Annotated in this window: 19 protein-coding genes and 1 pseudogene; 11 read left to right on the forward strand and 9 right to left on the reverse strand. The window is 67.4% G+C overall.

Annotation, left to right across the window (positions count from 1 at the left end):
- The first annotated feature begins 352 nt into the window (after positions 1–352).
- Together KBY86_RS04830 and KBY86_RS04835 are read left to right on the forward strand one after the other, a co-directional pair.
- Complete coding sequence (locus tag KBY86_RS04830; protein WP_255140386.1) at positions 353–1,156, forward strand: ABC transporter ATP-binding protein; 804 nt, start codon at positions 353–355, stop codon at positions 1,154–1,156.
- Positions 1,157–1,205: 49 nt separating this feature from the next.
- Positions 1,206–1,964 (forward strand): PCC domain-containing protein, encoded by a 759-nt coding sequence (locus KBY86_RS04835; RefSeq protein ID WP_094514696.1) that lies wholly within the window; start codon positions 1,206–1,208, stop codon positions 1,962–1,964.
- A gap of 88 nt (positions 1,965–2,052) precedes the next feature.
- On the opposite strand, the gene KBY86_RS04840 is transcribed toward KBY86_RS04835, so the two are convergent.
- Entirely contained in the window at positions 2,053–2,463 is a 411-nt protein-coding gene (locus tag KBY86_RS04840; protein WP_094514698.1) for a YccF domain-containing protein, read from the reverse strand.
- A 135-nt stretch (positions 2,464–2,598) separates the two neighbouring features.
- Here KBY86_RS04840 and KBY86_RS04845 point away from each other — a divergent pair, with 135 nt between their 5' ends.
- Both KBY86_RS04845 and KBY86_RS04850 read left to right on the forward strand, forming a co-directional pair.
- Positions 2,599–4,038 (forward strand): NAD(P)/FAD-dependent oxidoreductase, encoded by a 1,440-nt coding sequence (locus KBY86_RS04845; protein ID WP_255140387.1) that lies wholly within the window; start codon positions 2,599–2,601, stop codon positions 4,036–4,038.
- 28 nt (positions 4,039–4,066) lie between these two features.
- Positions 4,067–5,125 carry an isopenicillin N synthase family oxygenase gene (locus KBY86_RS04850; RefSeq protein WP_255140388.1) on the forward strand — a complete coding sequence of 353 codons (1,059 nt, stop codon included), beginning with the start codon at positions 4,067–4,069 and terminating at the stop codon, positions 5,123–5,125.
- On the opposite strand, the gene KBY86_RS04855 is transcribed toward KBY86_RS04850, so the two are convergent.
- On the reverse strand, positions 5,034–6,080 hold the full coding sequence (locus KBY86_RS04855; RefSeq protein ID WP_255140389.1) for a metallophosphoesterase: 1,047 nt from the start codon (positions 6,078–6,080) through the stop codon (positions 5,034–5,036). The two genes, KBY86_RS04850 and KBY86_RS04855, sit on opposite strands and share 92 nt — an antisense overlap.
- Positions 6,081–6,170: 90 nt before the next feature.
- Here KBY86_RS04855 and KBY86_RS04860 point away from each other — a divergent pair, with 90 nt between their 5' ends.
- Both KBY86_RS04860 and KBY86_RS15155 read left to right on the forward strand, forming a co-directional pair.
- A complete protein-coding gene (locus KBY86_RS04860; protein ID WP_255140390.1) occupies positions 6,171–6,785 on the forward strand; it encodes a hypothetical protein in 615 nt (204 codons plus the stop codon).
- 59 nt (positions 6,786–6,844) lie between these two features.
- Entirely contained in the window at positions 6,845–7,852 is a 1,008-nt protein-coding gene (locus KBY86_RS15155) for an MlaD family protein (protein ID WP_315855835.1), read from the forward strand.
- A gap of 63 nt (positions 7,853–7,915) precedes the next feature.
- Here KBY86_RS15155 and KBY86_RS04870 read toward each other — a convergent pair whose 3' ends face one another.
- Positions 7,916–8,857, reverse strand: a complete 942-nt coding sequence (locus KBY86_RS04870; RefSeq protein WP_094514706.1) for a phycobilisome rod-core linker polypeptide — start codon at positions 8,855–8,857, stop codon at positions 7,916–7,918.
- 441 nt (positions 8,858–9,298) lie between these two features.
- Between KBY86_RS04870 and KBY86_RS04875 the strand changes: the two genes are divergently transcribed.
- From KBY86_RS04875 to KBY86_RS04890, 4 genes are all read left to right on the forward strand, one after another.
- Positions 9,299–9,580 (forward strand): hypothetical protein, encoded by a 282-nt coding sequence (locus KBY86_RS04875; RefSeq protein ID WP_094514707.1) that lies wholly within the window; start codon positions 9,299–9,301, stop codon positions 9,578–9,580.
- Between the two features lie 155 nt (positions 9,581–9,735).
- Complete coding sequence (locus tag KBY86_RS04880) at positions 9,736–10,725, forward strand: ATP-binding cassette domain-containing protein (RefSeq protein ID WP_255140406.1); 990 nt, start codon at positions 9,736–9,738, stop codon at positions 10,723–10,725.
- Entirely contained in the window at positions 10,709–11,521 is an 813-nt protein-coding gene (locus KBY86_RS04885; RefSeq protein WP_233133136.1) for an ABC-2 family transporter protein, read from the forward strand. The genes KBY86_RS04880 and KBY86_RS04885 overlap by 17 nt, the downstream gene beginning before the upstream one ends.
- Entirely contained in the window at positions 11,521–12,309 is a 789-nt protein-coding gene (locus tag KBY86_RS04890; RefSeq protein WP_255140391.1) for an ABC transporter permease, read from the forward strand. The genes KBY86_RS04885 and KBY86_RS04890 overlap by 1 nt, the downstream gene beginning before the upstream one ends.
- 72 nt (positions 12,310–12,381) lie before the next feature.
- Here the strand turns inward: KBY86_RS04890 and KBY86_RS04895 are convergent, their stop codons facing one another.
- The 3 genes from KBY86_RS04895 to KBY86_RS04910 form a co-directional block, all read right to left on the reverse strand.
- Positions 12,382–12,954 carry a hypothetical protein gene (locus KBY86_RS04895; RefSeq protein ID WP_255140392.1) on the reverse strand — a complete coding sequence of 191 codons (573 nt, stop codon included), beginning with the start codon at positions 12,952–12,954 and terminating at the stop codon, positions 12,382–12,384.
- A 763-nt stretch (positions 12,955–13,717) separates the two neighbouring features.
- Positions 13,718–15,196 (reverse strand): cobyric acid synthase, encoded by a 1,479-nt coding sequence (locus KBY86_RS04905; RefSeq protein ID WP_255140407.1) that lies wholly within the window; start codon positions 15,194–15,196, stop codon positions 13,718–13,720.
- A 41-nt stretch (positions 15,197–15,237) separates the two neighbouring features.
- Positions 15,238–15,609, reverse strand: coding sequence for an Npun_F0494 family protein (locus tag KBY86_RS04910; RefSeq protein WP_255101419.1), 372 nt, complete (start codon positions 15,607–15,609; stop codon positions 15,238–15,240).
- A 100-nt stretch (positions 15,610–15,709) separates the two neighbouring features.
- Between KBY86_RS04910 and KBY86_RS04915 the strand changes: the two genes are divergently transcribed.
- Positions 15,710–16,324 (forward strand): nucleoside triphosphate pyrophosphatase, encoded by a 615-nt coding sequence (locus tag KBY86_RS04915; protein ID WP_255140393.1) that lies wholly within the window; start codon positions 15,710–15,712, stop codon positions 16,322–16,324.
- Here the strand turns inward: KBY86_RS04915 and KBY86_RS04920 are convergent.
- From KBY86_RS04920 to KBY86_RS04930, 3 genes and pseudogenes are all read right to left on the reverse strand, one after another.
- Positions 16,305–17,189 carry a YcgJ family protein gene (locus KBY86_RS04920; RefSeq protein ID WP_255140394.1) on the reverse strand — a complete coding sequence of 295 codons (885 nt, stop codon included), beginning with the start codon at positions 17,187–17,189 and terminating at the stop codon, positions 16,305–16,307. The two genes, KBY86_RS04915 and KBY86_RS04920, sit on opposite strands and share 20 nt — an antisense overlap.
- Positions 17,190–17,367: 178 nt before the next feature.
- Positions 17,368–18,756 carry a photosystem II reaction center protein CP43 gene (gene psbC, locus KBY86_RS04925; protein ID WP_094514715.1) on the reverse strand — a complete coding sequence of 463 codons (1,389 nt, stop codon included), beginning with the start codon at positions 18,754–18,756 and terminating at the stop codon, positions 17,368–17,370.
- A pseudogene (locus KBY86_RS04930) lies at positions 18,740–18,868 on the reverse strand (photosystem II D2 protein (photosystem q(a) protein)); the annotation flags it as partial. The pseudogene KBY86_RS04930 and the gene psbC, both read right to left, overlap by 17 nt.

Below are 18,868 nucleotides of genomic sequence, written 5' to 3' on the forward strand. Positions count from 1 at the left end.
CCCCTCGCCACTCAGCTGTGTGAGTTCTGGCTCCGACCTGCTGCTGCCACCAGCTCGCGCCGCCGCAACTCCCGCCCAAATGCGCGGCTGAGCGCCTGTGCCCTGTGCCGCTGCCAGCGGCGCGCCATGCCCACAGCCTTGACGGCCAGCATTCCTGCCCAGATCAGGGCGGCAATGGTGTGAGGCGTGGGGTGATGCATCACTCACCACTCTGGAGGCTGCCGGAGCGCAAGGCCGCGCAGCCATCACAAGGTGTTCATGACTTCCACACCTGATGGCCACCTCGCCCCCAGTCGAAACAGTGCGTTCAGGCCCAGCCCAAGCCCCCTCTGCCTGGCCTTACCTTGCAGCGATGGCCAGTTCTGCCTCCCCCATCCCTTACTTCGAGGCCCAGGCGGTGGAGGCCTGGCTTGGTCCGCGCAAGGTGTTCGAGAACCTCAGCGTGCAGTTCCATCGCGGCGAGCATGCCGTGGTGATGGGGCCCAACGGCTCCGGCAAGAGCTCCCTGATCAAGTTGCTCAGCCGTGAGCTCTATCCGGTTGTGAAGCCGGGCTCGCGGCTGCGGCTGTTCGGCAGCGAAACGGTGAACCTGTGGCAGCTGCGTCGTCGCATCGGCCTGGTGTCGCAAGACCTGCAGGCCGGCTACGTGGGCCGGGTGCCTGCCGCTGATGTGGTGCTCTCCGGTTTCTTCGGTTCGGTCGGCATCGGCCGCAGCCAGGTGGCCAACGCCGCCCAGCGCGAGCGCGTGCGCACGCTGATGGAGCAGCTGGGGCTGGCAGATCTGGAGGAGCGTCCCTACGCCCAGCTCTCCGATGGCCAGCGCCGCCGGCTGCTGCTGGCCCGCGCGCTGGTGCATGAACCGGAGGTGCTGGTGCTCGATGAGCCCACCAACGGCCTCGATCTCCAGGCCCGCCACCAGTTGCTGGAGATCCTGCGTGGCCTGGCCCGGGCCGGCACCACCCTGCTGCTCGTCACCCACCACATCGACGCGATCATTCCGGAGATCAGCCGCTGCGTGCTGCTTCGCCAGGGGACGGTGGTGGGCGATGGCCCAGCCGCCACGCTGCTGCAGGATGCTCCGCTCAGCGCCCTGTTCGACACGCCGCTGCGGGTGGTGAGCGCCAACGGCTATCGCCAGGTGCTGCCCGGCAGCTGAGCCGTCGGGCTCACCCGTAACCTGACCCCCTGAGCCGTCGTCTTTGCCCATGCATCCGTTGCCGCTGCACCTCGAACCCGGCAGCGATCTGCGCGCCAGCCTCGAGCAGCTGGCCGTGGAGCAGAACGCCGCCGGCTTCGTGCTGGGGGTGGTGGGCAACCTCTCGCGTGTGGCCTTTCAGTGCCCGGGCCGCTCCCAACCGTCGGTGCTGGAAGGCGATCTGGAGATCATCACCCTGCAGGGCACGCTCTCGCCCCAGGGAGTGCACCTGCACCTGAGCCTGTCCGATTCCGATTGCCAGGTGTGGGGCGGCCACCTGGAGCACGGCACGGTGGTGCTCAAAGGCGCTGATCTGCTGGTGGGCTTCCTGGCCGGCGCGCCGGAGCCGGCGCCGGAGCCAGCCGCCGCCGCCCATGCCGCCGCCATGGCCGAGGCCATGTCGCGAGCGGCCGCCCCGGCGCAAGCGGCCATGGCTGCCCCTGCGCCAGCCCCATACGCAGCGGAGGCGCCCCCAGCCGCCGCGCCCGCCGCGCCGCCTGCATCAGATCCCCACCTACAGGGCGACTCCCGGGTGGAGATCGCCGTTCTGCCCGGCTGCCCCTATTCCGCCCGTGCCCAGCGCATGCTGCGCACGCTCGGCATCGCCCACCGGGTCCACACCGTCACCAGCGACGACCAGCGCCAGGCCCTGCTGGAGCACACCGGCATCAACACCCTGCCGCTCGTGTTCATCGATGGGGCCTGCATCGGCGGCTACGACGCCCTCGCCGACCTGCACCTGCGCGGCGAACTGGACGCCCTGCGCTGATACGTCTCAGATGGCCTGCGCAGTCAACTCGGCCGCCAGCGCCGCGGCCACAGCCGCAATCCGCCTGGCCGGCCTGATCGCAGCTCCCTCAATGCCTGGAGCCGCTGGGCACCACCTGCATGCCGATCGGCGCCAGGGCGATCAGGGCCAGCTTGATGTGCTGGATGCCGAAGGGAATGCCGATGATCGTCACGAAGCAGGCCAGGGCTGAGCTGAGGTGGCCGAGGGCCAGCCACCAGCCCGCCAGCACGAACCACACGATGTTGCCCACCAGGCCCAGCGGGCCGGTGCCGAAATCCGTGCGACCGGTGAGCTCGCGGCGGCTCACGGCCTCCTGGCCGAACGGCCAGAAGGAGAAGTTGCCGATCACGAAGCAGGCGCGCGCCCAGGGCAGCCCCACGATCGTGATCGCCGCCACCAGGCCGGCCAGCCACCAGCCGACCCCCATCAGGAAGCCCCCCAGCACGAACCAGAGGATGTTGAGCAGTGTGCGGATCATGCCTCCACCCTGCCGCAACTTCTCCCCGCTGTCCCGCCGCCGCCACCGGCAGGGGTCCGATGCAGCAACGGGCACAGCCATGGGCCTGCAGCCCCGCTACAAGAAACTTGACATCTCTTCGGAGCGGCCGGATCCATGGCGCCGGAACGCTTCTTCCTCGAACTCGATCCCCCTGCCGCCCGACTCGCAGGGGTCCCCCATGTGGTGGTGGTGGGTGGTGGCTTTGCCGGTCTGAGGGTGTGCCAGGCGCTGGCCAACCGGCCGGTGCGGGTCACCCTGATCGACAAGCGCAATTTCAACCTGTTCCAGCCGCTGCTGTATCAGGTGGCTTCGGGCCTGGTGTCGGCGGCGGATGTGGCGTCACCGCTGCGCCAGATGGTGGGCCAGGCGCCCAACGTGCAGGTGCTGCTCGGGGAGGTCACCGATGTGGACCTCGACGCCCGCACGCTGCTGTTCAACGGACATCACTACGCCTACGACCAGTTGGTGCTGGCCTGCGGCTCAGGTTCCGCCTACTTCGGCCATGAGGAGTGGCGGCCGCTGGCGCCGCCGATGAAGATCCTTGAGCACGCCCAGGAGATCCGCCGGCGCCTGCTGATGGCCCTGGAGGAGGCGGAGCAGACCCCCGATCCCCAGCGCCGCCGCTTCCTGCAGACCGCCGTGGTGGTGGGGGCCGGCCCGGCCGGCTGTGAGCTGGCCGGCTCCTTGATCGAGCTGATGCATTCCGCCATCCGTCGCGATTTCAAGCAGTTGCGACCCGAGGCCTGCCGCGTGCTGCTGGTGGATGCGGTCGACCGGGTGCTGCCGGTGATGCATCCGAGCCTGTCAGCCGCGGCAGCCGGCTATCTGCGCCGCCAGGGCGTGGAGCTGCGGCTGAACACGATGGTGGCGGCGATCGAGCCGGGCAAGGTGCGGCTCAAAGGAGAAGAGGGCAACGAACCGCTGGAGGCGGCCACGATCTGCTGGACCGCTGGTGTACGCGCCTCCCGCCTCGGTGCCCTGCTGGCCGAGAAGAGCGGCTGCAGTGTGGACCGGGGCGGGCGGGTGCAGGTGGAGCCTGATTTCAGTCTGCCCGGCCACCCGGAGGTGCGGGTGATCGGTGATCTCTGCCATTACAGCCACACCAGCGACGGCGCCCCCCTGCCTGGCATGGCCGGTCCGGCGGTGCAGATGGGCGCCTGGGTGGCGAAGGACATCCTCAACCAGCTGGCGGGCCAGGCCAGCGCCCCGTTCCGCTGGATGGATCTGGGCAGCATGGCCGTGATCGGGCCGATGTATGCAGTGGCGGACCTGCGCGGCGTGCGGGTCACGGGCTTTCCAGGCTGGCTGCTGTGGGGGCTGGCCCACCTGGCCTTCATCCCCGATACCGAAAACCGCATCACCCTGCTGAGCCGCTGGCTGTGGCAGATCGCCACCCGCCAGCGGCGCGCGCTGCTGATCACCGGCCGCCCCGATCAGCACATCGGCGTCGATGTGGGGCTGGCCCGCGCCCAGGGCCTGGCACTGGCGAGCGGACCAGCCAGTGCTCCGCTCGCCGGCGGACCGGACGCCGGCCAGGAAGCGGCGGCGGCATGACACCACCAGGGCCATCACAATCGGTGTGATGAGCAGCGCCATCCTCGACGTCGATCTGCTGGCCTTTGAACAGGGCAGCCGTGCCGCCCGAGCCGCGGTGGTGGAGGGAGTGCGGTGCAGCCTGGCCACCGGCTTTGTGTATGCGCGCGCCGATCTCTCCGCCGATCTGCTCGATGCCGCCTACGGCCTGCTGGGCCGCTTCTTCGCGCTCGAGCCGGCGGTCAAGCAACGCTTCGTGGCCAGCGGTTCAAGCGGCCAGACGGGCTACACGGGCCTGCTGGTGGAAACAGCCGCGGGCCACAGCCATGCCGATTGGAAGGAGATGCTCAACTGGGCGGCGCCGCTGCCGCTGGCGCACCCGTTGCGGCGCCGCTTCCCGCTGCATTATCCGGAGCCGTTGCTGCCCGAAGCGGTGGTGCCCGGGCTGAGCGTGGTGCTGCAGGAGTTCCATGCGGCAATCGCCGAGCTGCAACGCCGCTTCCTGCGGGTGATCGCCGTGGGTCTGGGTGCCGCTGAAGGTTTCTTCGATGCTGTGGTCGAAGACGCCCCCACCCTCACCCGCGCCATCCGCTATCCGCCGATGGCCGAAGCGCCTTCAGGCCCCCACCTCTGGGCCGCCCCCCATGCCGACATCAACCTGATCACGGCTCTGCCGCGCGCCACCGCCCCGGGGCTGCAGGTGCTGGTGGAGGGGGAGTGGGTCGAGGCCCTGCCGCCGGATGGCCGCGTGATCATCAACAGCGGCCTGATGCTGGAGCGGCTCAGCAACGGCCACATCCCGGCTGGCTGGCACCGGGTGATCGCCCCCGCCCTGCCGGCCGCTGCCGCCGAAGCCCCAGCAGTGGCTGCCGCAGGCCGCCTGAGCGTGGTGCAGTTCTGCCATGCCCGGCCCAGCACGGTGTTGCAGCCGTTGCCCTGCTGCTGCGGACCCGACACCCCCCAGCGCTACGCCGCGATCAGCGCCGCCGATGCGCTCGAAGACGTGCTCTACCGCATCAACTTGCTCGAGGCAGCACCCGCCCCTGGCGGTCCACCAGCTGACGCGGCAGCGTCTGTAGCGCCACCGTCCGCAGCGTGCGCAGGTTGATCGTGGTGCTCAGCGGCCGGCCGCCGCGGCGCGGCAGATCGAGCACGGTGAGCGTCTGAAAGGGAGCGGCGCTGCTCTGCAGCAGGCGGCGTGGACCGCTGCCCAGCGCCCCCAGGGCGATCACATCCAGCTCCCCCAACCGGCCGGGGAAGAAGGCGTGGTGATGGCCGCTGATGTAGGCCTCCACGTCGTGGCGTTCCATCAGTTGACGCAGGCTGGTGGCATCACGCAGCACGTTGCCGGCGCTGTCGCGCCCCTGGGCCACCGCCTGCAGGGGCAGGTGCCCCACCACCAGCCGCCGCCGCGCCGCACGGGCCGCTGCGGAACCGAGGCTGCGGTCGGCCCAGCGCACCTGTTCCGCCGGCACCACCGCCGACGAGGCGTCCCACACCAGCACGAACAGATCCTGCTGACGGAACGAATAGAAGAACGGAAAGCCGCTGCCGTCCACGAACGTCAGACCGAGCGCCTGTTTCTGACGAGCCCAGAACCGTTCCGCCTCGGCCCGATCGCGGGCAAACAGGTAGCCGGCCCCCTGGCGCAGGCTGGAGGCATCGTGGTTGCCCATCGCCGGCGCAAACGGCAGGCCGGCGCGGCGCAACGGCACCAGCACGGAGCGATCGAACCCGGCCCACATCGCCTGCAGCTGCGCGTTGCTCAAGCTGGCCTTCTGGCCCGCCACCATGTCGCCGGCGCAGAGCACCAGATCGGCCTGCAGCGCCGGGATCAGGGCCACCCCCCGGTGCACCTGCTCGATGTAGGTGGTGGAGCCGTAGCTGGCGTTCAGATCGCCGATCAGCACCACGCGCAGATCACCGCGGGGCGGCAGGCTCAGCCCGGCCGGCAGGCGGCTGGCTGTTTCCGCAGCCACGCCGCGCAGGGCGCCGCAGGCCAGACCAGCCAGCCCCAGGCCGCCCAGGGCCAGGAACTGGCGGCGGTTGAGCGAGGGGGGCATGGGATCAACCGGGAGGCGGTGTCGAAAGCATGGGCGAGGCTGAGCCGATCCGCCAGCTGTGCCTAGGCTCCCAGACGCTTGCGCCCCTGGATGCTGCAGCAATTACGGCGGGATGTGGTGGGGGCGGCGCCGCTGGCGGTGGTGCTGGGCGGCGCCATCGGCACCTTCGTGACGCAGTGGCTGCTGGAGCCGCTGCGCCTCAGCACGCCCTTCGCGCTCGAAACCACCACGCTGGCCAATGTGCAGATCGTGGCGCCGCTGGTGGTCAACCTGATCTGGATCGGGTGCTGCGTGCCGCAGCGGGTGCAGCTCGCCGGCCGGATCCAGCCCTCCGTGGGCCGCCACCTGCTCGGGGCCCGTGTGGCCACGGCGATGCTGGGTTCTCTGCTGCTGCTGCCCTACTTCCTGCTGGCGGTGGTGCTGGCCAGTGTGTTGCTCTCTCCCCGGCCGGATCTGAGCGAACAGTTGCCGCTCTTCCTGGGCACGCTCACGCCGGAGCGACTGGGGTCCGCCATGGTTCGCACGGCCGTGTTCGCGGCCGCTTCCGCCTGCCTGGCCCATGCCATCGGCAAGCAGAGCCGCCGCCATCCGGAGCGCCTGCCCAACCTGATCAGTCTGGCGATCGTGTGCTGCGCGCTCGGCGTGGTGGCGCTGGAAGCCCTCTGGCTGACCGTCCTCCCCCCCGCGGCCCTGGGCTTGCCATGAGTTCATCCACCCCCCAGCCGGCATCACAGGAGCCACCCCAGACCCCATTGCCGCCACAGGTGCCACTGCAGCCACAGGCTCAGCCGCCAGCCGAACCGCCGGCGAGCGATACCGCCCCACCCCGCCGGCGGTTCGATGGACCGCTGGAGGGGCTGGCCACAGCGCTGAGCTGGGCCGTGCCCGTGGGGGCGGTGGTGCTGGGCGTGTGGATGGTGGGAGCCGCCGTCCAGCAGCAGAGCTGGCTCACCAGCAGCTTCGGGGTGCGCTTCCGCACCACCGATGCCAGCGGCATCTGGCCGGGGGTGAATGTCACGGTGGCGGGCTACCGGGTGGGGCGGGTGGAACGGGTCACGCTGGCTGGCGATGGCACGGTGGCCGTCGACCTGCGCATCGCCGACCGCTACCGGCGGTTGATCGGCCCTGGCAGCCACGCCGAGCGTTACCAGGAGGGCTTGATCGGTGCCAGCCAGATCGCCCTCACCCCCGACGTCCTCTCCCCTGGAGAAGAAACGCCGCGGCGCGACCTGCTGATTCCTTTCCGTCCGTCGGCCGATCTGGCCCAGCTGCTGGAGGAGATCGGCACCACCCGGATCAAGCTCAATCGCGCTCTCGAAGGCACGGCGCGGATGGCGGAGCGTGATGTGCCCGGGGCCGTGGGCAGCTTCCGCAGCACGTTGCTCGACCTCCAGCGCCTGAGCCGGCGGCTGGAGCTGGAGACAGGCCGTACCGCTGCCACCACTCGCCAGACCCTGCAGGTGTACGAGAGCACCGCCCGGCGCATTGACACCACTGGCAGCGCGGCCCGCCAGGCCACCGAGGAAGCCCTGGGCTTGATGCGTGAAGCCCACCCACCGCTCGTGGACACGCTTGAGGAAGTGCGTCTGCTGACCCGTCGTATCAACCAGTTGCTGGAATCGCTCGGGGTGGGCAGCCCCCAGCCCCGCCGGCCCGCCGGTGCTTCGAAGGTGTCTCCGGAACCGGCATCACCTGAAGCCCCATCACCGGCAGCCGTGCCAGCTCCAACACCGGCGGCTGCGCCGGCGATGCCTGGCCGGGGTGCCCCATGAGCTGCCGGGAGCGGGCAGGGCCGCAGCCCCACCCGCTCCCGGCAGCGGCCCGGGGCTGGGGCCTCAGCTCACAGTCACATCGGTGACGCGGCCACCGAGGCGCTGCACCCGTCGCAGGGCTTCGTTCATGCGGGAGTAGGGCACCCGCAGCACGTAGGCGCTGGTGCGCACATAACCGTTGTCGGCGATGCCGGTGGCGGAGATGGTCACCACCCGGGCACCGCTGCCGCTGGTGGAGCGGTCCCCGGCTGACACCCGCAGTGCTTCCGCCCGGTGCTCCTGCGACGGTGCCCGGCGCGCGCTGCCCCAGTCGTCGTCGTTGAACAGGTTGGTGGCGGAGCTCACCTGTGCCTTGAAAGGTCCTTCGGTGGACACGATCACCACCCGGCCCATGGAGCCGCGCACCGGCACGGCCCGGTCCTGGTGCAGTGCCTTGCCGAGGCGGAACTGGGTGCCGGAGGGATCGCCCTTCACTGAGGCCGCAGCGCCACGGGCCAGCTGCATCAGCCAGGAGAACTGCCGGCCTTCATGCCCTGCCGAATAATCCCAGCCGTGCAGGTAGGGAACAGTGTCCTGCCCGAAGCGTTGCTGGTATTCATCGCCATCGATGTAGGAGTCGATTTCGGCATCGAAACCCTCCTCCTGCAGGATTGTGAAGTGGTGAAGCATCTCGGCGCGGTTCTGCGGCGCGCGGCCGAGCAGGTGCTTGTGGTTCAGCTCGATGAAGCGGTAGGGGTTGCAGTTCTCGAAGAAGCGCTCGCGGTACAGCCCGCTCTTCGCCACGGTGCGCACCAGCTCGCGAACACTCAGGAAACCATTGCGAAACAGGGATTCGGCCCCGGTGAGCCGCTCATTGGCCATCACATACTGGTGACCAAGCACCTGCTGATACACCGCCCGGATGATCGTGGTGTTGTCGTCGTCGGAGGCCTGTGACCAACTCTGTTTGTTCCTGTCGTTCTCGAACCTCTCGATTCCCAGCGAGGGCGCCTGAAGCAGTGCCATGGTGAAACGGTCAGCGAAGGGAGAAAGCAACAGATCCGAATCCCTGGACCCGACGCCATTGATGAGAATTCTTCAATCAGAACTCCTGGCTCAGACTTCTTCAGGCAGAAGCTCTGAGTCGGAATCTTTGGTGTCAGAATCCCTGAATCAGCACCTGTTGGCTCGCACAACTTTAAGAGCAGAACAAAAAAAGACGGCCAACTTCTGATCCCGTAAACAAACGAAAGATGCCTTCATCTTCAGCCGAGTGCCCCGCTGGCCTCCCGATCCTCTGTCCACCACCTCTTGGTGGCCCTCTCCTGTTGCCGACAGTCCAGCTGCGAGGAAGGATCCTGCCAGTCCGCCAGGCCACACCCCAGCCCCAATCTGCCGCACTCCCCCCTTGGTAGCCCCTCCAGCCCCCTTACGCTGAACAGCCTTCGCCCTCCTGTGGATCCGCCCTTGTCCGCCCGTCTCGCCATCGGTCCTGTCGATGTCGACCCCGTCGTGCGCGAATGGGTGGATGCCGAAACCCTCCAGCGCCTGGTGGCTCGCCACCGCCGCGGTGACTGGGGCGATGTGGACGCCCGCGATGCCCGCGACAACACCCTGGCCGCTTATCGCCAGCAGGGGGGGCTGCGCAGCGTGTTCAACCTCGGCCGTGGGCTGCAGGTGTGGGTGATCACCAGTGATCTGGGCAAGGACAGCCTGCACACCACGGTGCTGCTGCCCGAAGACGCCTGACCCTGCAGTGAAACCTCCGCTGCCGCTCTCACTTCCGTGGCGTCAACGCCTGCCACTCCCACGCTGGCGGCCATCTGTTCTGCAGTGCCGATCCCAGCGGCACGCGGCCCCTCAGCCAGCCGCTGGAGTCGGCCAGTGAACGGAGCCTGCCGGTGATCATCGAGGTCCAGCAGCTCAGCAAGACCTACCGGGTGGCCGACAAGCAACCCGGCATGGCCGGCACCCTGCGCCACTTCGTGCGCCGCCGCCATCGTGATGTGCCCGCCGTGAGCGGGGTGTCGTTCGCGATCGCGCCCGGGGAGATGGTCGGGTTTCTGGGGCCGAACGGCGCCGGCAAGACCACCACCTTGAAGATGCTCACCGGCCTGATCCATCCCACCGCCGGCACGGTGCGGGTGGCGGGGCATGAGCCGAAACGGCGCCAGGCCGCCTTCCTGCACCAGATCACCCTGGTGATGGGCCAGAAGCAGCAGCTGATCTGGGATCTGCCGCCGCTCGATTCGTTTCGGGTCAACGCAGCGGTCTACGGCCTCACCCCGCCCGAAGCGCGCCGCCGCATCGCCGAACTGGCCGACATGCTCGAACTGGGGGAGGAGCTGACCCGCCCGGTGCGCAAGCTGTCACTGGGCCAGCGCATGAAGGCCGAGCTGCTGGCGGCCCTGCTGCACCGTCCCGCCGTGCTGTTCCTCGATGAACCCACGCTCGGGCTCGATGTGAACGCCCAGGCTCGGGTGCGGGATTTCCTCGCCGACTACAACCGGCGCACCGGCGCCACCGTGCTGCTCACCAGCCACTACATGGGCGACATCACCGCCCTGTGCGAGCGGGTGTTGCTGATTCATCAGGGCCGGCTCTTCTATGACGGCCGCCTGGAGGGGTTGAGCGAGCAGCTGGCGCCTTACCGGCTGGTGCGGCTGGAGCTGAATGTGCCCCAGCCCGCCTCCGCCTTCGCCGGCCATGGAACGGTGGAATCCCTGCAGGGGAATCAGGTGTGCCTGCGGGTGCCGTCGGCCCAGCTCACCGGCAGCGTGGCTCAGCTGCTGGAGCGGTTCGCCGTGGTGGATCTGGAAGTGAGCGACCCGCCGATCGAGCAGATCATCGGTGGGCTGTTCGAGCGGGGGACGGTGGATGACAGTGCCGCCTGAACCCCGCGCCAGGCCTGTGCTGCCGCTGGCGCGGGTGCTGCTCAGCACGCAGTACGCCTACATGCTCGAATACCGCGCCGAAATCGCCTTGTGGGCGCTTTCCGGGGTGCTGCCGCTGATCATGCTCGGCGTCTGGAGCGGCTCAGGAGCCGGCGCGGCGGCAGGCTTCACGCCGGCGATGCTCACCCGCTATTTCCTGGCGGCCTTCGTCGTGCGCCAGTTCACGGTGGTGTGGGTGATTCATGTCTTCGAGGAAGACAACCTGCAAGGACGGCTCTCGCCCTACCTGCTCCAACCGCTGCATCCGTTCTGGCGCTACCTGGCCGCCCACGTGGCCGAGCAGGTCACCCGTGTGCCGTTCGTGGCGGCCCTGCTGGCGCTGCTGTTCCTGCTGCAGCCGAGCCTGTTGTGGTGGCCCCATCCCGCTGACGTGTTCTGGGGGGTGCTGGCCACCGTGTCAGCGTTCATCCTGCGCTTTCTGCTGCAGGGGGTGATCGCCATGGCCTGCTTCTGGAGCGAGCGGGCGCTGGCGCTGGAGCGGCTGCTGCTGATTCCCTATCTGTTCCTCTCGGGCCTGGTGGCGCCGCTGGAAACCTTTCCACCGGGCGTGCGCGCCTTCGCGCTGGCCACCCCGTTCCCTTACACGATCGCCTTTCCCGCCCGCGTGCTGATGGGAGCGGAGGTCAACCTGGCGGCGGGCTTCCTGGGCCTGGCGCTCTGGAGCGGCCTGTTCCTGCTGCTGTTTCTACTGCTCTGGCGCGTCGGCATCCGGCGGTATTCGGCCATGGGGGCCTGATGCACCGCTACCTGCGCACCCTGGCCCAGTTCTGGAGCGCCTCGCTGGCGGCGGAAATGGAATACCCCGCCAACTTCGTGTTGGAGCTGCTCGCCGAAGTGGGCAACCTGGCCGGCAGCCTGTTCGTGCTCTCGCTGCTCTACGGGCCAGGCCAGAACCTGGGCGGCTGGAGCTGGAACGCGGCGCTGGTGGTGCTGGGCTTCTACACCCTGCTGGAAGGCCTCACCAGCACCCTGTTCCAGCCCAACCTGTCCACGATCGTCACCCACGTGCAGAACGGCACCCTCGATTTCGTGCTGCTCAAACCCATCGACAGCCAGTTCTGGTTGTCCCTGCGCACCTTCTCCCCCTGGGGGCTGCCGGGCATGGTGATGGGTGCCGGCCTGATCCTGGTGGCCGCCCTGCGCGCCGGTGCGGTGCTGGGGCCGGACACGGTCGCCGCCACTGCAGTGCTGCTGCTGGCCAGCGCCGCCATCCTTTACAGCCTCTGGTTCGTGATCGCCGCCACCAGCATCTGGTTCGTGAAGGTCTGGAACGCCACCGAAGTGCTGCGCAGCACCCTCGTGGCCGGCCGCTATCCGGTGAGCGTGTACCCGGCGGGCCTGAGGGCCTTCTTCACCTTCGTGCTGCCCGTGGCCTTCCTCACCACGGTGCCGGCCGAGGCGGTGCTGGGGCGGGCGTCCGGCAGCTGGATGGTCGCCAGCGTGGCGGTGGCCGCCGCCTGCCTCATGATCAGCCGCGCCATCTGGCGCTATGCCCTGCGCTTCTACACCTCTGCTTCGAGTTGATCCGGCCTCCAGTGGATGCGGCTTGGCAGCAGGATTTCTGTCGGGGTGGTTGACCCATAGCCGTGCTGGCATTCAGCGCTTGCCAGCACGCTCCAGCTCCCGGCGCAGACGTTCCAGTTCCCGTTCGGCGGCGGCAAGTGCTTCGGCGCTGGAGCTGGAATCACCAGAAGCACCGAGCCCATCGGCGTGGGTGCTGCGGCTGCTCCCCTCGCCGGCATAGCTGGAGAGGGAGCGGAACATCAGACCACCGCCGGCGGCGATCATCACCACCATCGTGGCCAGGCTCCAGAGCGTGGTGGGGCGGAAGCTGATGAACAGGCTGTGCAGCACCCCCACCCCCACGGCCGCTGAAGACGCCCAGACCAGAAACCAGCCGGCCCGGCGGTAGGTGCCTGAGAACAGCAGACAGACGCCGATGCCCAGCAGCAACACCAGCAGACCGAAGCCCTCACCCACCCCCTGGGCCACCACCCCACTGAAGCCGCCACCGAATCCCCCGCCGAAGGTGCGACCTCCGAAACCGCTGCCGGAGAACCGCAACGCCGATCCCACCATCACCTGATTGGTGAACAGAAAGATGCCGGCGGCAAAAAAGGCACCGCCAACTAGAAACAGGAAGAAATCCTGCTTGGGTTTGGCTGTCATGTCTGCACTGTGATGAGGCTTTGAATTTAGAGCCAATCGGCATTGATGGCTGTGTAGATCTGCGATCGGCTATGGACAACTGTGTGTTCTATCCAGCGCTCCGCTGCAGATCACCCGATGTCATTCCCGTTCGTCAATGCCGTTGTTTGCTCATCGTTAGCGCAATCCATTGTTGTGCATCAAGGCCTACGCCTAAGGAGACTCGGAAAAGTCCGCCCCATTCACAGGAGGATGACCCTCTGATTGCAGGTAAGGACTGGGTTCACGGGCGGCAAGCCGCTTGGATTCGGAGACTGCGAGCAGATCACGGCAAAGAAGCGCGCCTAACGCGAGAAGTTTCTGGCCGACATGGAGCCCGTCGTGCCCTGGCAGGCGCTGATCCATCTGGTTGAGCCCCGCTACCCCAAGAGCGGCAGGAAAGGAAGCCGCCCGCCGTATCCGCTGGCGACGTGTTGCGGATTCACCTGGTGCAGCCGTTTGGCTTTCAGAAGACCTGGCTGCGGGGAATGACCAAGAACAGCTGCAAGATCAATGTGCTGGCTGCACTGACTAACCCGTTCCTGGCACGGCGCCAGTTGCTCGCGACACCATGAACAAGGGAATTCGGGCGTCAAAAGGAGCCGCTCACAGGGATATCTCCAGACCACCAGAAGGAGACAAGCCGCTTCAACGAGTATCGACCACGCCCTCATCGCAGAGAGGGGCCACTACCGGGGATCTCTGGGCACGGCTGCTCGTCAAATCCCTGTTGGCCAGAGTTTCCCTAGACCAGCAGCGGGGCCAGGTTCACCTCCGCTTCGAAGGCCTCCGCCAGGCGATCGAGCAAGTCTTCGCGCTGCAGGCCGTGGTGCGGCACATCCAGCGGCAGGGCGGAGAAGCCGCGCGCCTCGCGCAGCTGATTGAGCCATTGCCGCCGCCAGCGGCCGTTCTCGAACAGACCGTGCAGGTAGGAGCCGGCGACCCTGCCCGACCACCAGCCCAACCCGGCACCTGATTCACCAGCCGCCAGCGGCTCACAGTTGGCCGGATCGAGGCAGTGGGTACGGCCCTGATGCAGCTCGAAGCCTTCCAGCGGTGTGCCCGCTGCGGGCCAACAGGCGAACTCGCGACGCTGTCGCAGGGTTTTCCCTGCCATGAAGTAGGTGGCCAGCGGCAGCAGCCCCAGCCCCCTGAGCCCATCCTCGCCATCCGCGCTGGCGCTTCCCTCCAGCCTGTGCGGATCCTCCAGTCGTTCTCCCAGCATCTGCAGGCCGCCGCAGAGCCCGAACAGGTGGCCGCCGCCAGCCACGAAGCGCAGCAGCGCGTCGGCCAGTGGGCTCTCCTTGAGCACGGCCAGATCCCGCAGGGTCTGCTTGCTGCCGGGCAGGATCACCGCAGCGGGCTGGCCGAGTGGATCCCCCGGCCGCACCCAGCGCAGGCGCACACTCGGCTCGGACTCCAGTGGATCGAAGTCGGAGAAGTTGCTGATCGACGGCAGCCGCACCACGGCGATCTCCAGCTCCGCCTCGGGTTTGCGGGCCCGCCGTTCCAGCAGATCGAGTGAATCTTCCGGTGGGAAGAGCTCATCGAGCCAGGGCATCACGCCCAGCACCGGAATCCCCGTTTCCTGTTCCAGCCACTGGCGCCCCGCGTCGAACAGCTGCCGCCGCCCGCGGAAGCGATTGATCAGGATCCCCCGGATCAGCGGGCGCTCCACCGGTCTGAGCAGGGCCAGGGTGCCGACGATCTGGGCGAACACACCGCCGCGCTCGATGTCAGCCACCAGCAGGCAGCGGGCGCGCAGGAACTGCGCCAGGCGCAGATTGGTGAGATCCCGCGCCTGCAGGTTCACCTCCACCGGGCTGCCGGCCCCCTCCAGCACCAGCCGCCCGCCGGGATGGCTGAAGCGCAGGTCTTCCAGCCCCTGGCGAATCGCCTGCCAACCGGGGCGGAACCAGTCGCGGTAGTAGTGCTCGGCGCGGGCCGTGCCCACCGCGCGGCCCATGTGGATCACCTCGCTGGTGCTGTCGCCCTGCGGCTTGAGCAGCACCGGATTCATCGCCACCCGCGGCTCCAGGCCCGCGGCCCAGGCCTGCAGCGCCTGGCTGTAGGCCATTTCGCCGCCGTCCTCATCCACCCAGGCGTTGAGACTCATGTTCTGCCCCTTGAAGGGCACCGGTGTTTCGCCGCGACGCCGCAGCACTCGGCAGAGCGCCGCCGTCATGAGGGATTTGCCGGCGCCGCTGCTGGTGCCCAGCACCATCAACGCCGGCGGCACAGGGCCGGAACCCGCAGCCGGTGCTGTCACAGGCGCGGCCGGTAGCGGCTGATCGCATGGCGCAGCTGTTCCTTCCAGCCGGCGCGCGGAATCTCCTGGCTCCAACCCGCCAGCAACTGACGACCCATGGGAGTGAGCCTTACCCGTTCGGTGAGGCCCTGACCATCCACTTCGCGGCGCAGCACGCCGAGCCGGATCAGCCAGATGAACAGGGTTTCAGTGTCGTCGGGTGTCAGCCTGGTGCTGCAGAGCGTTTCCGCGTCGGTGCGGGCCCACAGCGCCACGCTGCTGATCGCCTCCTGCTCCAGCAGGCGGTACAGACCGAGGCGAAATGGCAGGCAGCGCATGGCGCTGGCGGCGCGAGCCAGGGAGCGAGGGTTGTCCAGGATGGGGTCCATGCGTTGATTCTCTCCAATCCCTGCTCCAGCCTGCGGCGGTTCCAGCCGAAGGCCGGCGCCGTACCCCTGGTTCGCCCTCCTGTTGTCCTGCGCTGCCGCCGTGTCCACCGTTCCGTTGGTGCTTGCTTCCGCCTCTCCGGCCCGCCGCCTGCTACTGGATCGGGCCCAGATCCCCCATCGCGTCTTGGCGAGTGGCTTCGATGAAGCCACGATCAAGGCGACGGATCCCTGCGAGCTGGCCGTCTGCCTGGCCAGAGCCAAGGCTGAGGCCGTGGCCACCGTCCTGGCCGACAGCGCCCCGGCCGACCCCTGCCCGGAGCTTGTGCTGGGCTGCGATTCGTTGTTCGTGTTTAAGGGCGAGATCCAGGGCAAACCCAGGGATGCCCTGCAGGCGATCGAGCGCTGGCAGGGCATGTCCGGAGGCTGGGGCGAGCTGCACACGGGCCATTGCCTGCTGGGCAGCGGAGCCCCCCGCCTGGCGGCTGTCACCACCCGCGTGCGCTTTGCTCAGCTTGAGGCCGCTGAGATCGAGGCCTATGTGGCCAGCGGTGAGCCGCTCGGTTGCGCGGGTGGGTTTGCTCTTGAAGGCCGCGGCGGCCTGCTGGTGGAGACGATCGAGGGCTGCGTCAGCAATGTGATCGGCCTCAGCCTGCCGCTATTGCGCCGCTGGTTGAAGGATGAAACAGCCCCGCGGGTCAACGGAACAGATTGTTGAACAGGTTCTGAAGGAATGCCCCTGTGGGGTTGACGTCCTCAAAACCACCTTGCTGCCCCTGGTTGTTCCAACGGCTGTCCTGGGCTTCCAGCCGCAGGTCGGCCCAGCGGAAGCTCACGTTGCCGTTGCGGTTGCTCACCTGCACCGGCCAGACCCCAGTGGCGTCTCGGAGCACCAGGTTGCCCTGCCGGTTGAAGAAGCTGTAGCGGCGCCCATCCCCAAGCTCCACGTTGTAGGCCATGCCGTTCGACGATTCACGCCGATTGAGGACGCAGCTGCCGTTGAAGAGGCGGCGGTTTCCCTGACGCAGCTCGCAGGCGGTGTTGCCCTGGCCTTGCTGCCAGTTGTTGTTGTTCCAGTTATTGCCGTTGTTCCAGCTGCCGTTATTGCCACTGTTGTTGTTCCAGCCGCCGCCACCGCTGTTGTTCCAGCCGCTGTTGTTGTTCCAGTTGTTGCTGGTGTTGCCTGATCCCGGGTTGCGCCAAGCGCCGTTGTTGCCAAACAGCTGCTTGCTCAGGGCCCTGCTGATGTTCTTGCCATCCCAGCCGTCGTCCCAGCAGGTCTGCCGCCGCACATCGCAGACATCGCCGTTGCTCAACTGGAACTGGGTGGGGCGGTTGCTGCCCGACAGCTTGCGAATCAGCTCCCGTTCGGCGCTGCGGCCGAAATACTCCCTGGTGAGGGTCACAGACACCCCGGTGCTGTCGAAGCACATCTTTGTGGCCCGGTCGCAGACCACGCCCTGGCGGGGGTAGTCGATGGAGGCATTCTTGGCGGCTGCAGGCTGAACAGCAACGAACGGCAGAAGCGCAAGGGGAAGGGCTGCTGCGGCAACCATGCGGCCGGCGGCTAGGCGGATGGACAAGGGGAACTCCCGGTGGTCCCCAAAGCTACGAAGAGCTGGATAAGCCGGCATCTCTCGAATGTGTCCGCCTGGCCGGAAAGCATCACCAAGTCTTTCTGGTCAGGCAGCCCATGAAAAAGCCCCCGTGGAAGCCGGGGGCGAAGAGAGCAACCAGTGGTGCTCGGACAAGCCGTGGAGCTCAGTCGAGGTCGGGCATGGCCAGGGTGGGCTCGGCCTTGCGGTCGATGCCTTTCTCGAAGCCAGCCGCCGCGGCGCGGGCTCGGCCTGCATGCCAGAGGTGACCCACCAGGAAGAAGAAGGCGAGCACGAACTGGGTGGCAGACAGCCACTGACGCACGTTCACGAAGTTCACCGAGTTGGGTTCGGTGATGATGCCGCCCACGGAGTTGAGGGACGCATTCGGAGCGTGGGTCATGTATTCAGCGGCCCGGCGCACTTGCCAGGGCTGAATGTCGTTCTGGAGCTTGTCGAGGCTGAGCCCGTTGGGACCACGCAGGGGCTCCAGCCAAGGGCCGCGGAAGTCCCAGAAACGCATGGTTTCTCCACCGAAGATGATCTCGCCGGTTGGGGAGCGCATCAAGTATTTGCCAAGGCCGGTGGGACCCATGGCTGAACCGATGTTGGCACCCAGGCGTTGGTCACGCACCAGGAAGGTGAAGCTCTGGGCCTGCGAGGACTCGGCGTTGGTGGGGCCGTAGAACTCAGAGGGGTAAGCGGTGTTGTTGAACCAGATGAAGGCCGAGGCGATGAAGCTCATGAAGCTCAAGGCGCCAAGGCTGTAGCTCAGGTAGGCCTCACCGTTCCAGATGAAGGCGCGACGCACCCAGCCGAACGGCTTGGTGATGACGTGCCAGATGCCACCGAAGATGCAGATGAGGCCGAGCCAGATGTGGCCGCCGATGATGTCTTCCATCGAGTTCACCCCGATGATCCAACCCTCGCCACCGAAGGGGGCGCGGAACAGATAACCGAAGATCACACCAGGGCTGAGGGTGGGGTTGGTGATGATGCGCACATCGCCGCCGCCGGGGGCCCAGGTGTCATAGACACCGCCGAAGAACATCGCCTTGAACACCAGCAGCAGACATCCCACACCCAACAGGATGAGGTGGTAGCCAATGATGTTGGTCATCTGGTTCTTATCCCGCCAGTCCTGGGAGAAAAACGAGGAGTAGTTCTCCAGGATCTCAGGGCCGCGCAGGGCGTGGTACAGACCGCCCAGGCCGAGAACGGCCGAGCTGATCAGGTGCAGAACACCGACAACGAAGAAGGGGTAGAGGCTGGTGACCTCACCGCCGGGACCGACGCCATAGCCAAGGGTGGCCACGTGCGGGAACAGGATCAGACCCTGTTCGTACATCGGTTTGTCGAAGGTGAAGTGGCTCACCTCAAACAGCATCATGGCGCCGGCCCAGAACACCATCAGGCCAGCGTGGGCCACGTGGGCCCCGAGCAGACGACCGGACAGGTTGATCAGGCGTGCATTGCCGGCCCACCAGGCATAACCGGTGGAGTCCAGGTCTTTGCCGCCGACGGCCGTAAGAGAAGGACTAGAGAGCGTTACCACGGGGCAGAACCTCTTCAGGGAAGACGAAGTTTTCATGCGGCTGGTCAGCCGGTGCCATCCAGGCACGCAGACCTTCATTCAGAAGAATGTTCTTCGTGTAGAAGGTTTCGAA

The sequence above is a fragment of the Synechococcus sp. Lug-A genome (assembly GCF_024345655.1).
Classification (GTDB): domain Bacteria; phylum Cyanobacteriota; class Cyanobacteriia; order PCC-6307; family Cyanobiaceae; genus MW101C3.

Coding starts and splice junctions, on each gene's coding strand:
- KBY86_RS04830 (WP_255140386.1), top strand. CDS start 353: ATGGCCAGTTCTGCCTCCCCCATCCCTTACTTCGAGGCCCAGGCGGTG.
- KBY86_RS04835 (WP_094514696.1), top strand. CDS start 1,206: ATGCATCCGTTGCCGCTGCACCTCGAACCCGGCAGCGATCTGCGCGCC.
- KBY86_RS04840 (WP_094514698.1), bottom strand. CDS start 2,463: ATGATCCGCACACTGCTCAACATCCTCTGGTTCGTGCTGGGGGGCTTC.
- KBY86_RS04845 (WP_255140387.1), top strand. CDS start 2,599: ATGGCGCCGGAACGCTTCTTCCTCGAACTCGATCCCCCTGCCGCCCGA.
- KBY86_RS04850 (WP_255140388.1), top strand. CDS start 4,067: ATGAGCAGCGCCATCCTCGACGTCGATCTGCTGGCCTTTGAACAGGGC.
- KBY86_RS04855 (WP_255140389.1), bottom strand. CDS start 6,080: ATGCCCCCCTCGCTCAACCGCCGCCAGTTCCTGGCCCTGGGCGGCCTG.
- KBY86_RS04860 (WP_255140390.1), top strand. CDS start 6,171: ATGCTGCAGCAATTACGGCGGGATGTGGTGGGGGCGGCGCCGCTGGCG.
- KBY86_RS04870 (WP_094514706.1), bottom strand. CDS start 8,857: ATGGCACTGCTTCAGGCGCCCTCGCTGGGAATCGAGAGGTTCGAGAAC.
- KBY86_RS04885 (WP_233133136.1), top strand. CDS start 10,709: ATGACAGTGCCGCCTGAACCCCGCGCCAGGCCTGTGCTGCCGCTGGCG.
- KBY86_RS04890 (WP_255140391.1), top strand. CDS start 11,521: ATGCACCGCTACCTGCGCACCCTGGCCCAGTTCTGGAGCGCCTCGCTG.
- KBY86_RS04895 (WP_255140392.1), bottom strand. CDS start 12,954: ATGACAGCCAAACCCAAGCAGGATTTCTTCCTGTTTCTAGTTGGCGGT.
- KBY86_RS04905 (WP_255140407.1), bottom strand. CDS start 15,196: ATGGTGCTGGGCACCAGCAGCGGCGCCGGCAAATCCCTCATGACGGCG.
- KBY86_RS04910 (WP_255101419.1), bottom strand. CDS start 15,609: ATGGACCCCATCCTGGACAACCCTCGCTCCCTGGCTCGCGCCGCCAGC.